The sequence below is a fragment of the Prolixibacter sp. DSM 2831 genome, assembly GCF_056493735.1.
Genome location: NZ_CM151379.1, coordinates 3,169,181 through 3,181,704, shown reverse-complemented (window position 1 = coordinate 3,181,704; position 12,524 = coordinate 3,169,181). Strand labels below are relative to the sequence as shown.

General features: G+C 43.4%; 10 protein-coding genes. 1 reads left to right on the top strand and 9 read right to left on the bottom strand.

Annotation, left to right across the window (positions count from 1 at the left end):
• Positions 1 to 40 precede the first annotated feature (40 nt).
• From AC060N_RS12870 to AC060N_RS12830, 9 genes are all read right to left on the bottom strand, one after another.
• Positions 41 to 1,630, bottom strand: a complete 1,590-nt coding sequence (locus tag AC060N_RS12870) for a GH39 family glycosyl hydrolase (RefSeq protein ID WP_479524155.1) — start codon at positions 1,628 to 1,630, stop codon at positions 41 to 43.
• A gap of 60 nt (positions 1,631 to 1,690) precedes the next feature.
• Positions 1,691 to 3,430 carry a cellulase family glycosylhydrolase gene (locus tag AC060N_RS12865; protein ID WP_479524154.1) on the bottom strand — a complete coding sequence of 580 codons (1,740 nt, stop codon included), beginning with the start codon at positions 3,428 to 3,430 and terminating at the stop codon, positions 1,691 to 1,693.
• A gap of 173 nt (positions 3,431 to 3,603) precedes the next feature.
• Positions 3,604 to 4,758, bottom strand: a complete 1,155-nt coding sequence (locus AC060N_RS12860; protein ID WP_479524153.1) for a helix-turn-helix transcriptional regulator — start codon at positions 4,756 to 4,758, stop codon at positions 3,604 to 3,606.
• A gap of 290 nt (positions 4,759 to 5,048) precedes the next feature.
• Positions 5,049 to 6,065: a pirin family protein gene (locus AC060N_RS12855; protein WP_479524152.1), complete on the bottom strand. Its 1,017-nt coding sequence runs from the start codon at positions 6,063 to 6,065 to the stop codon at positions 5,049 to 5,051.
• 424 nt (positions 6,066 to 6,489) lie between these two features.
• The gene (locus AC060N_RS12850; RefSeq protein ID WP_479524151.1) at positions 6,490 to 7,041 is read right to left on the bottom strand and encodes a dihydrofolate reductase family protein; all 552 of its coding nucleotides are present in this window, start codon (positions 7,039 to 7,041) and stop codon (positions 6,490 to 6,492) included.
• Between the two features lie 145 nt (positions 7,042 to 7,186).
• Positions 7,187 to 7,732, bottom strand: a complete 546-nt coding sequence (locus AC060N_RS12845) for a hypothetical protein (protein WP_479524150.1) — start codon at positions 7,730 to 7,732, stop codon at positions 7,187 to 7,189.
• Between the two features lie 205 nt (positions 7,733 to 7,937).
• Entirely contained in the window at positions 7,938 to 9,470 is a 1,533-nt protein-coding gene (locus AC060N_RS12840; RefSeq protein ID WP_479524149.1) for a serine/threonine protein kinase, read from the bottom strand.
• A gap of 169 nt (positions 9,471 to 9,639) precedes the next feature.
• Entirely contained in the window at positions 9,640 to 10,353 is a 714-nt protein-coding gene (locus AC060N_RS12835; protein WP_479524148.1) for a hypothetical protein, read from the bottom strand.
• 824 nt (positions 10,354 to 11,177) lie between these two features.
• Positions 11,178 to 11,564: a hypothetical protein gene (locus AC060N_RS12830; protein ID WP_479524147.1), complete on the bottom strand. Its 387-nt coding sequence runs from the start codon at positions 11,562 to 11,564 to the stop codon at positions 11,178 to 11,180.
• Between AC060N_RS12830 and AC060N_RS12825 the strand changes: the two genes are divergently transcribed.
• Positions 11,548 to 12,285, top strand: coding sequence for a hypothetical protein (locus AC060N_RS12825; RefSeq protein ID WP_479524146.1), 738 nt, complete (start codon positions 11,548 to 11,550; stop codon positions 12,283 to 12,285). The two genes, AC060N_RS12830 and AC060N_RS12825, sit on opposite strands and share 17 nt — an antisense overlap.
• Positions 12,286 to 12,524 lie beyond the last annotated feature (239 nt).

The window sequence follows — 12,524 nt, the reverse complement described above, 5'->3', positions numbered from 1 at the left end:
GAGTATCTCTTTTTCTTTTTTAGAAAGTATTTCGTTTCAATCAGAGTTTGACCAGCTTCACCAAATACACGTCATTTTCCCTTAGGGGGAATTCCTTGCTGAATTTGCCTGTAGCGTCCACCTGAATCAGGTCTTCAGCAACCGGGGCACCACTGTTCTTTTCCTTGATGAAGGCGACCTCCTGTCGGGTGAGTTGTTTCGGTCTTCCCAATTGGAAATAGGTTGTGTAAGGATCGTTGATCTCGTAGCCAATCCGGTAAACTTCCATTTGATATTTTCCGGCAGGCACTCCGCTAAGTTCCACGTTCACCTTTCCTTTCGGTTTGGCCGGCAAATTCTTGATGTAATACGCCTGATTATTGACTGAATCGGGCAGGGTGTAGGTGAAGTCCCAAAACAGCAACTGCATATCTCCGTCGGCATCTTTGCAGGCCCACGAAGCGCTGTCAGCATCCTGGAGTTCCGTCTTTCCCATCTTATTTAAGTAAGAATAAGCGAAGAAAGCCGGCTTCTTGATTCCCTGATAATTCATCAATCCAAAGCCGCCATGAAACGGAGTAAAGCGTGGTCCGGCTTCCTCGAAGATGTCGGTAAAGGTCCAGTACGACATGGAATTGGCCGCATTACCTACCTGTTTCAGTTTTTCGAGAATGTAAGCCGCTTCGTGGTAACTGTCGTGAATCGGGTCATGTGGAGTATAGGAGGCACTCCATTCGGTGTAGTGCAGCTCCAGATTGGGCATCGACGATTCGGATATTTGCTTGCGCGAATGGATGACATCGCCGCTTACGGCCCATTTATCCTTGTTCAGCACGGTACCGGTGGTTCCGTATTCGTCCAGAAAGCCTTGTTTTACGCCATAGGTATGGGTGCTGATAAAATCGATGGGAACATGGTTCTTCTCGCAAAAATTGATCATTTCCGGAACCCAGGCCGCACCGGCTGTAGCAGGGCCGCCCACGCGGTAATCTTTGTCGATGCTTTTAATGGCTTCGGCTGTGTATTTGTATAGTTTGAAATACTGCTGCTGCGTCCCGGCCCAGAAGCCTGAAAGGTTCGGCTCGTTCCAGACTTCGAAGTACCATGTTTTCACTTCGTCAGCGCCGTAGCGTTGAGTGAAATGCTGTACGAGGTGACGGATCAAATCAGCCCATTGGTCGTAGTCCCGGGGAGGCGTCACATTGCCCCGCCACCAGAAAATGGTTTTATCACCACTGGCAAGAGCATTGGGCATGAATCCCAATTCGACAAACGGTTTCATCCCGATGCTCAGGATATAATCATATAGTGCATCGATGTACTGAAAGTTGAATTCCACCTGGCCTTTCCGGTTGATCTTACAAACGCCCATATCGTCGGTTAACAAGCCATGCATGCGGATGTATTGAAAGCCGCAGTCTTTGTGAGCAACGGCCAGCTGTTGCTGCCAGTCGGCACGCAAACCTTCGTTGGCACGACCGGCACCGACACATTCCCGGAACATGTGATTGAAATCGCCCTTTACCTGGTTGTAATCAACGCTAATAGTCCTGACTTTCTCAGCTGCTTTCCGCGAATGATTGCGGGCCATCGCCGGACTAAAAAACAGTACGCTTCCCAGCAGGGCAAACAGAAACAAAGTTTTCTTCATGATATGAATAATAATAGGTTTGAATTTCCGTGTTCATTTCATCATAGACAACCATACCAGCTATTGAGCAGCATTGGCACCTTGAACCAAAGCGTCCAGTGACTGCTGATCGAATACGGTATCGTTGTTTCGGTTAAAAATAGCACAATTGTTATTGTCCATCGAACCATTATCCCAATAAAATGGCAAGATTCCGTCTTCTTTTGCCTTTTGTGTCACATACTTCAGGAAATAAGCTCTAGAAGCCAAATGCAATGTCAAGGCATCACCGGTTAAATCCGAACGCCGTACCGCGCTGAATTCGCCCAGGACCACTGGAATTCCCTTATCGACAAACTGCTGTTTCATTAGACCAAAGAAGTCATTCACCGTCGGTTCTTCGCCCCAGGTTGCATTACGTTCGGTGTCGGTGGTGGAGTGATAGCCGTTGCCCCAGTAATAGAACATTTTGCCCCAGTCGGCGTCCTCGGTCATACCACAGAAATTCCACGGAGTGTAATAATGAATTTCAACCATCAACCGGTCGGCTACTTCGTCGGTTGGCAAACTTGTCATGAGTTGGTTGGTCTTTTCGATATCAGTCGATGGTCCCTGGATTACAAGTACTCGGTAACTGTTTTTTCCTCCGGTCGAACGCACGGCATCAATGAATGTTTGGTGATACGATTCCAGCACCGCCATCTGTGTGGCATTGTCGACGTTGGGTTCGTTGGCGCTGGCAAAGAGCAGGTGTTCGTCGAAATCACGCATGGTAGTGGCTATCTGTTCCCAGAACGCCTTCTGCCTGGCATTCACTTCTTCCTCTTTATCCTGCGTGCAGTTGTTTTCCAGCCAGCCGCCGTCCCAGTGAATATTCAGGATAACATACATGTCATCATCGATGCAGTATTGAACGACCTCTTTGACCCGTTGCAGCCAATCAGCCTGTATTTCAGCCGTAGCAGCATTGGCATATTGATTCCAGGAACAAGGAATCCGAATAGCGTTGAATCCGCTTTGTTTCACCAAATCAATTAACGCTTTCGTCGTTTTCGGATTTCCCCATGCCGTTTCACCGCCGGTAGCTTCCAGCGAATTTCCAAGGTTCCAGCCCAGGTTAATTTTTGCAGCCAGTTCAGCGGCGGTACTGGTCATTCCGGTTTCATCGGGTGCCTGTGGTGAGGTATTGTAGCTGGGGTAAATCTCACCTTTTTGTGTAACGGTAATTTCTACCGTAGGAGCATGTTCAGCCGTTAGGGTAAGGGTAGCGGTTCGCGCATCGGTTCCGGTATTTTCGGGTGCGGTCAAATCAACACTGGTCGAGCCTTGTCCGCCGGCTGTTTTACTCAGTTGTAACCAAGCAGCATCAGTACTCATCGTCCATTCCTGGGCATCGGTCGTAACGGTTAGCGTCGCTGAGTCACCTGAACGTTTCAAACTGAGGCTGTTTTCGCTGGACGAAAGATTGTAGAGATAGTCTGATGACGCCTGCGAAACCATCACCTGAACCGGAGTGGCATCACCGGCCATAATGGTGAGCGTATCGGTGCGGGCGGTTAACGTTTTGGTTTCTACTTTCAACGAGATTTGGGCATTCTTGTCGGTCCCGCTGGTGTTCGATAGAACGAGCCAGTCGGACGCCGGATTGCTGATGTTCCATGAATCAGCATCCGTCTGCAGGGCCAGCAGAGCGCTGCCGCCATCTTTTGGGAACGTAACCTGAGAAGGATTAATCGAGAGGGTGTTAGGATTGTCTTTTTTCTGACAAGCAAGCAATGTGAGCAAACTCAGCATGAGAATGCCGGTCAACCTGGTTTTCATTATCAAATTCATTTGTGTTGGATTAATGTTTTATTGGCTTATTGAAGAGATTCGGCCATGACAATTTGTGCCGTTATCATGCCGCAACCGATTCCCTTCTACACAATATTAGGAGGATGCTTTTTCTTTCTTTTGACAAAAAATGGAAATCTTTTTGCAAAAAGTGCAACGTGCTAGCGCACACTTTCGCGGTATTGCGAAGGGCTTAATTCTGTTAGATTTTTAAAAACGCGGTTGAAATGACTTTGGTTGCCGAATCCTACCTTGAATGCAATTTCGCCAATGGGTAAATCGGTTTCGCGGAGTAACCGTTGGGATTCGTTAATCCGGATGCGGTTGATGTAGGTTTTGAAGTTGCAATCGTAGGTTTCCTGTATGAAATGGGCGATTCGGCGCGGTGTGACGCCGGTCTGCTCAGACACTTGTTCGAGGGAAAGCTCGTGCTCCTGAAAGTTCCGGTTGATGTAGTCGATAAAGTCTTCGCCCGGTTGTTTCTCTTCTTCCACTTCCACGGAACGGTAAGAAATGGTGATGGAAACCTGCTTCCGTTTCAACCAGGCGCGGAGGTGATAAATGATAACTAAAAGGATGAAGAATGTTAACCATACAATGATTAGCTTGACGGCTAGCCGGCTATTATCCCGAACAATGGATATGGAGTAAATGTGCAAAGAGCAGGTGGTATTCAACACTGGTGCGTAAGCATTTCCCATGTTGAAGTTGTGAACGTGTTTCAGGTCGGGGCGGGTTTTCTCCTGTGGCGAAATATGATTCACGCTGCGCCACCAATCGGGCACATTCATCTGGTTGACATCGATGGTATATTGTTTCTTCTCCGGCGAAATCTCCACCAGGGTATAGAAATTCAAATCGTTGCTGTTGCCCTTTTGGCGGAAGTAGGGGTTCCGTGTAAACAACGAGAAATTGATGTTTTTGATGCCCTGTGCGGCCACCGTCAACCGGATTTGGTTGTAGTGGGCCAGATTGATAATGCTGTCCCGGGTGGGACCGATGCTTATTCCGACGTACGGGCTCAGAAATCCTTTCTTTAACTGGAAATCGAGAGTAATAGCCGAATCTGTGACGCTGTGTTGTACAATTTCCGAATGGCCCCCATTGGCACGGTCGTCGTAAAAGCCAACGGCAAAATTGTGCTGCGAAGGAAATACCCGGATGTCGCGAAACCTGAGGAAATAACCATAGATGCCGACCATCACGAGCGTGGCGACAATAAGGCTCCAACGGTTGAATTGGTTACGGAAAAAACCATTTAGGAACATGAATACAAAGGTACGGTCGTTTCGGGTATGTAGGTTCTTTTCGTTCATTCCAAAGCTGAAATGTTTTACGTAGGTAAAGATGCATTAAGTTCATCAACTGTGGAAACAATGATAGTAGATTTATATCGGAAAGATAGAAATTGCAACGGCAGCACCGCGGTAAGACAGGCAGTATGATCTAAGTCGGCGGCTCCTGTATTTTTCTTATGAGCATTGATTTCACAGCATGTTCTTGTAGCTTTCAGTACTCTCCGGTGGAAAAATAACGCTATTTCACGAAGTTGCCCGTAGAGCCGTATTCCCCGGGCAATAACGGTTGCTAAGGTGTTCGAAGTGTATTACCGTTCCTCTTTCGTACCGTCGGAATAGATGGCAAACCGTTTCGCATCGGTGCCATGAGTGACTTCATCCTGCGGCCAGGGCCAGCCCCCAAATTGTGTTTGCCGGTACTCCGAAAAAGCCTCATCAATCTCTTGTTTGGAATTCATCACAAACGGTCCGTACTGAACCACCGGTTCACGCATGGGCCGTCCCTGCAAAATCAAGGCAGAGCAGGCTTCCTCACCCGCAGTCATGTTGATCTGCTGGTCTGCTTGTAAATCGGCCGAATGGTATGCCGGCAGGTTTGTATCGTTCAATTGAAGCTGGTCACCTTTATAAAAATACAGTCGTCTGTTAACCCCGGGTGAAGCAGAGGGCAACTCAAATGTTGCGTTTGGTTCCATATGAATCACCCAAATGGCCACCTCGTTTTCGGCTTTTGCCGCCCACGAATCTGGTGGAGGAACGGGAGCTGCCAGGGTGTCTATTCGACCGGCAATCAATTCAATTTTTGTTTTCCTGTTTTGCCCGTCATCCGTTTCGTAGCGAGGAATATCCTCGTTCCAGAACATCTTATAGTGCGGTTCGACCATTTTGCTGGTACGCGGCAAATTCAACCAAATCTGGAAAAGTTCCATCGGATTATCTGTATCCTGGTTCACCAACGGAAACATTTCAGAGTGCTGTAACCCTTTGCCTGCCGTCATCCATTGCACATCGCCGTTACCGTAGCGGCCGGCTGCACCCATCGAGTCGCTGTGGTCGACCCAACCTTTGCGAACTACCGTTACCGTTTCGAACCCGCGGTGCGGATGCGGTGGGAAACCCGGAACGGTCTGCCCGTGATACATGCGCCAGCCATCTTTCACATGGAAATCCTGGCCGATATTTCTTCCCACCAATTCCTTTTTGTCGGGGCCTAAGTCGGCATTTCCTTTCGGGAAAAAATCTTCGTGATGCACACAAAACAAGAATGGGTCGAGGGCTTCCCACTGAAAGCCCAATGGTTTGATATGATTTACTGTTTCGCTCATGGTTCCTCCGGTATTGAATATGCTTACGTTGGAACAATGAACACAGGGGAAGGTTTATCGATGAAGGCCCGAATCTCAGCGTTGCATCCGATGGGTAACTCAATCCTTTCTGAGAAACGGTAGGATATGTCCACAGTTTGAACAAACAAAATTGATGACTGTCTTGTCCCAGGACTGTAGTCGGAAAATAGTGAACCAGGTTCGATTTAGTATCGTTTTGCGAGTTTCGAATGTTTCATTTTCGCAGATTGGACATTTTAGTTTATTTCCAACAACTTCGTATTGCTTTGCTTTCTCCATGGTATTTAGTTTTAGATTGATGGTTTACGTTGGTAGGAGGTGGCAACAACACTGGTTTTACTTATCAAACCGCTAAAACCCCCGCCTGCCATATGACAATCTGTTGGCGGTTCGTTGTTTTTTCTCATTCGTTTTTCGGTTGATAATACAGAATGATAGCTCCATTCTTAAAGGTTTTATTCCTGACAAGCTTAAAAATAATCCTGTCGTTTATGTCTTCAAATAATGGCAAACCGTTTCCTTCCACCATTGGATGTATGCAAAGTTGGAATTCATCAATCAGGTTTAGTTTCAGCAGTTGGATAATTAAACTGCGGCTACCAATCAAAATGTCTTTACCCGGCTTTTGCCTGAGGTCCAAAACTTCATCTTTTAAGTCACGTTTTGCCAGGGTGGCACTTTCCCAATCTACCTCTTTAAGCGTATGAGAGAAAACAATTTTCGGAATTTTGTCAATAGCCAGGGCAAAGTCGTTCATTGATTTTTCTTCAGAAGGATTTTCTAACAACGATCGCCAAAATTCCATGAGTTGATACGTTGTTCTGCCGTATAGAATAGCGTCTCCCTGTCCTAATAATGCTGTATAATGCTGATGTATTTCTTCATCCGGAATTCCTGCTGTATGGTCGCAAATTCCATCGACTGTCATATTGATTGCTGCGATTATCTTTCTCATGTTTTGGTTTTCAATGGTTCATCATTGATTACTGATGGCATGTCTTTCAATGACCGCTAAAACCCCCGCCTGCCATATACAAATTGTTAGCGGTTCGGCTTTTATTTTTATTTCTTAAATTCAAGTTATTGTTAATTGAAATTATTCATTTTTTCATTTTCAAGTAATAATCCCAATGGTTAATATCCTTGACTTGTCTTTCTTCCTTTTTGTTAATAAAACCGTTTAATATTTTCTTCGCATGCTCTAAATTTTCAGCAGTGCAACGTCCACTTCTCCATTCTTTATTATTGTCTTTAGGAGACCAAGGAAATTCTACTTTTTGTCCACTTTCATCGAACCAATTTAAAAACTTAAAGTAGTCATTTGAATCTGGAATTATTGCCTTAAATGTAAAAGTCGGAATGTTAGAAGATTTATACAGTTCGATTGCTTGATATTCATTAATTTCATCGTCACGAAATAATTGTTTTCCTGTCGGTCCTTTAACTTTAACCACGTCTTTATAAAAGAACCCTGTTTCTGGTTTTGGAATTCGTTCAAGAAGTGCCAATTCCTTTTTTACTATTCCATAAACTTGTTCTTTCTCGTCATTTAAAATAATTGCTGCGAGGTAACAGTCAGGATTTCTCCAAAAGTGATTTTCTTTTTTCTTATGAAGATAAGTCGATATGGATTCCCAAAAACTCATTTATTTTTCATCTATTCTCTTGTTGTTCTGTTCTTTTATGCTGACCGCTAACGGTTGGTACATGTTGTCGGAGCGGATTTCGGAGAGCCTGCCTGCCGGCAGGCAGGCGTTCCTGTCCGGAGGACACGGAACTGCGAAACAGGAATCCGCAGCTGGCGTACCACCGAACCCCGCCCTGCAATATGTACTGTGTTAGGCAAAGTTTTTATTCTAAGATTTTTCCAATTAAACTATCTACTACTTTGGATTCGAATGTGCTTAACTCCATTGTTCTTGTGTGCATTACATTTCCTCTGCCAAATTCGTATTCTTGGTAAAAATCAGGTATATCAATAGCATAATGCTCATTTGATTTATTACTAAAAGCTGAATCATTAAAGTATACAACCCACCATTCCCCATATAAATCTTGTTGATTTGCTCGTCTTAATACAAGGTTGTAGCCCCAAGGCTCTTGTCCATATCTTCCATTGTACAATACAACTTTCCCAATTAATAAAACATTGTCCTTTTCTATGAAAGTTGGCGGAGGCGATTGCATAACCATACCATATTGTCTTTGCTGGTGCTGTAGAATTGCCTCTTTTCGTTTCTTTATCATATTGGGAATATCTGCGTTTGAGAAATATGAAGTAGAGAATGATTTATTCATGAAACTCACCGTGAAATTATTTTGATTACCGTTAATTCTAATTTTCTCACGTTCTAAGCTCTGATTTAATACATGAATTCTTTGATTGAATTTTTCAAATATTGTTTTTTTTGAGAAATCGATAAATTTAAGTTCATTATCAATTAACTCTTGCTCTTGCTTTCTTTTTAATTCTGCTTGCTCCGTAACACTTATTTTTTGATTTGCCTTTTTTAATAATGAGTCAATATTTGCATCGTTATTTTGTGCAGTAGAATATGAAATTTCATTCAATATTCTTACTATTTCACTGACAGAAGAGTATCTCTCATTTTGTCTTTTGTTTGTCATTTTATTTATGACTTCTATTAGCCTTATCGGTATATCAACTCTACTATTTGAAAGATTTGGAAGAGCTTCATATAAATGCTTATCCCTAAATTCATTTTCGTTACGACCATCAAATGGCAATTTCAGTGTTAGCATTTCATAGAATATTATTCCCAATGAATAGATATCCATAGAAGTTGTATTTGAATCAAACACCCAGCATTCAGGAGCCATGTAAGGAAGCGTTCCAGAGCCTTTGAATGTTCGAGTTCGAGTTTTGACATCAATGAGTTTTGCTAATCCAAAATCACATAGCTTCAACTCAGAATTGTTCCCAATTAAGATATTCTCCGGTTTTAAGTCTCGGTGTATTACTTTTTTATGAGCAGCATCTAAGCCTTCCGCAAGTTCAATGAAATATTTAATAGCTGTTTTAATTTCCAAATTGCTTGTTTGACTTGCTAGCAAGTCCCTTAAACTCCCCTTCTCGAAAAAAGGCATGACGCTGTATATATATTTTACACCAGATTGCTCAAATTCACCAAAATACTCGGTGTCAGCAATGTTTTGATGTTTTAATGATTCAGCAATTTCAAATTCAGATTTTAACAATGCATACTCTTCATCGTTTCCAACAGGAACAATTTTTATTGCCTTTTTGAGACCACTCTCATTATCCAAGGATGAATAAATTTCTCCCATTCCACCTCTTCTGAAGAAGTTTATGTCTTGATATTGTTTATCTGATTTTGGACCTTTTAAAGTTTGAATATTCATGATTTTGGTTTGTTTAAATTTTGCCTAACGGTCACTTGCAAGTTGTCGTTGCGGATTTCGAAGAGCGTCAGCGTCCGCAGGACGAAGACGGTCAAGAAAGGAGCAGAGACAACGCACACCACTGCACCCGCAATGCAATTTGCAAATTGTTATGCAAAGTATTTTATTTTTAAAATATTCTGTCCCAATCAACAATTAAAGCAATCGCCAACATCAAAATAGAAATTATCAGTCCAATTATTTGTAATGTCTTTCTTTTTGATTTTTTGGAAGTTTGATTCTTTTGTTTTCCAATCTTGCTATTATTGTTGATTATAATATTTTCTGCTCTCTCAATATTTGTTGCAAACTTATTCTCCGGTTTAATTTCTTTTTTTGTTTCTAATAAGTTTGTTTTTTCATTTATCCAATTAATAATTAGCTCTTCAACTTGAGAGTACTCCGGATATTCTATTTTGAATTTTTGAGCAGAATTGTGTTCAATAATTTTCTTTGTCAATGGCAACACAACAAATTTGAGGTGTTTGAGGAAGATAGTTTTATCCAATTTACAATTGTCGTAGTGGTACTCAATAAATTCAGTCAGTCTATAAATTGGTTTTATCGACAATAGCATTCTACTAAATTCGGCATCAATTGTGTCGTTTATTTCTCTAGTTTGCTCTTGTTCTGTCTCAAATCTTTTCTTGGCAGCATAAACTAATGACGGGAGAAGAATTACATCTAGTGGTTTTCTATCTTGGTCATTAGGCTCAAATGTCGGAGTCATTTCACCATTTGAAATTATATGGGCTTCTTCCATTAGCATTGAAGCTAAATCTCCATCCTCTCCAATATTTTTCGGAAGATAAACTTGAAATATTTCGTGATGTTTTATCCCCATAAATCAGTTAGTTTGTGGTTTTTAATATTTTGCATAACTAGTTTATATGTGTACTAAAAGTAACATATATTTCCCATACGGGAGTGTTATGTGTACCTTTGGTATCTTATATCTTAAACTTGCCCAGTGGATTTTTAATTTGTTTCGGTCAGTTTTCATTTTGTTGGTCATTAAGGCTTTTCAAGGTAATAAAAATCTTTCTGAAATTGGTTTTCAGTTCCTTCATGAACCCCGTTTTTCTATTATCATAATTTTTGTTCGCATACCAGATCCGTCCGTTCATCAGAAAAAAGCGACCGTTCATCAAAATTTTTGGCATAAAACATATTTTTTACTTAAGTTAAAAACTCATTCGTTTCCAGGACAGAAAAACGGAAACTTTAGCGGGCATACAGAACAGTGGGGCAGGAAGGCCGGAGGCTTTCTTTTTTCAATTCCGAAACGAACGTGAGCGTTCTTTGAACCCGATTTGTCGCAGTTATCCTGTCGGGATATCCCGGGAAATAGTCAACGCGGCATGGATAGTCATTAGGTCTGCAATCGAAACCGTCAAGCCTGTTTAGGCAGGAGTCAAGACAACCAGAGAAGCAGTCAAGCCCGGTCAGGAATCCTTCAACATACATCGGGAAGCGGTCGGGACAGGTTGAGAAGTCGTCAACACAAGTGCAGAACCTGTCAAGGCAGGATTGTCAGCCTTCCCGGTTAGCGTTGAAGGCTTCTGAAGTAGCCTTGAGCATTTCCTGAGTAGCCTTGACGACTTCCGGACCAGCCTTGAGCATTTCCAAAGTTGTGTTGAGTGCTTCGCGGATAGCCTTGAGCGTTTCTTAAGTAGCGTTGACAACTTCCGAACCAACCTTGAGCATTTCCAGAATAGCCTCGACGGTTTCCGGATTAGCCTTGAGCGCTTCCAAAGTTGTGTTGAGCGTTTCGTTGGTGGCCTTGAGTGTTGCGGAACCTGCCTTGATAACTGCCCTACTGTAAATGATATCAGAAAAAGACCAATTGAACTCCGGAGATTTTGCTCCGGACCAATCAGCTAATTCTCCCCCTAAAGCATCAGTGAAGCGATTGCAAACGATAGGGGGAAGTACTATACGGAAGAACAGTTGTTGCTTCCCTGACCGTTCCACCACAAAAATCATTGAACCGGAGCGGATATAACCAGAATAACTTTCCAAACTTAAATTGAACACCATGACCGAGAAAACCACTGATTTTTCTTTCGGCTATGCCGAACTAAACCAACGGGGCGACCACATCCGATATCTCTATGAGCGGGATAAGGATGCCTTTCTTTCTCTTGGATTTTCAGCAGATTTTGAAACCCAATTGCAAAATGGGGTGGATGCCAGCAAAGCCATCGAGACCGATGAATACTGGAAAGGCATTTTGTCGATGAAACGCGACCTGGTGAAAAGCACCCGGAAAGCATTGTTGCGTTCGATTGATATGTACCAGTTGCGTTTGAAGTTGTTGTTGGGGGGCGATTCGCCGGAATTCAAAAGTTTTCGTTTTACCGGGGCATCGAAAATGAAGGATGATGAACTGGTTCGGTACGGGCGCAACCTGTTGCAAACAGCCGAACGGTTTGGCGAAACAATTTCGTTAGCCGAAGGGATGCCGGCATTCACCGAAGGACTGACGGAAGATTGCAACGACCTGGACGATGCTATCGACGGGGTAAGCCAAACAATCGCTCAGCGCGATGAAGCCAGTCAGAAGCGAGCCAGCGTAGGCAATGAACTCTATGCGATGATTACCCTGGTGTGCGATGCGGGCAAACGGTATTGGAACGGCGAAAATGAGGCGTATTACAACGATTACGTCATTTACGGCTCGTCGACGCCGCTGCCGCAACCTGAGGAGGAAGAGGAAACACCGGCTGAAGGTGACGCCACCGACACTACGTCGGGCGACGAACCGGTTGCTTAAAGTGTTTGTAACCACCGGATGAAATGAACCACCCCGCTGAAGAAGATTCGGCGGGGTGATTTTTTGTGTTATCGTTTTTCTACTCACCCCATCCGGACTGCGTCCGAATTGCCCCTTTCTACGTGTAACCAAGGAGCGATTGCCCGTAGGGCATTAGGTATTGTAGCTGAAATGTTGAATGGAAGACCGCATACTCCGTAGGAGTTATACATTAGATACCTTTAACCGGAATTGACGAT

Excerpts from the sequence above, each read along its gene's own strand:
- AC060N_RS12870 (WP_479524155.1), bottom strand. The coding sequence starts at position 1,630 with ATGAAGAAAACTTTGTTTCTGTTTGCCCTGCTGGGAAGCGTACTGTTT.
- AC060N_RS12865 (WP_479524154.1), bottom strand. The coding sequence starts at position 3,430 with ATGAAAACCAGGTTGACCGGCATTCTCATGCTGAGTTTGCTCACATTG.
- AC060N_RS12825 (WP_479524146.1), top strand. The coding sequence starts at position 11,548 with ATGACCGAGAAAACCACTGATTTTTCTTTCGGCTATGCCGAACTAAAC.
- AC060N_RS12855 (WP_479524152.1), bottom strand. The coding sequence starts at position 6,065 with ATGAGCGAAACAGTAAATCATATCAAACCATTGGGCTTTCAGTGGGAA.
- AC060N_RS12835 (WP_479524148.1), bottom strand. The coding sequence starts at position 10,353 with ATGGGGATAAAACATCACGAAATATTTCAAGTTTATCTTCCGAAAAAT.
- AC060N_RS12850 (WP_479524151.1), bottom strand. The coding sequence starts at position 7,041 with ATGAGAAAGATAATCGCAGCAATCAATATGACAGTCGATGGAATTTGC.
- AC060N_RS12840 (WP_479524149.1), bottom strand. The coding sequence starts at position 9,470 with ATGAATATTCAAACTTTAAAAGGTCCAAAATCAGATAAACAATATCAA.
- AC060N_RS12845 (WP_479524150.1), bottom strand. The coding sequence starts at position 7,732 with ATGAGTTTTTGGGAATCCATATCGACTTATCTTCATAAGAAAAAAGAA.
- AC060N_RS12860 (WP_479524153.1), bottom strand. The coding sequence starts at position 4,758 with ATGAACGAAAAGAACCTACATACCCGAAACGACCGTACCTTTGTATTC.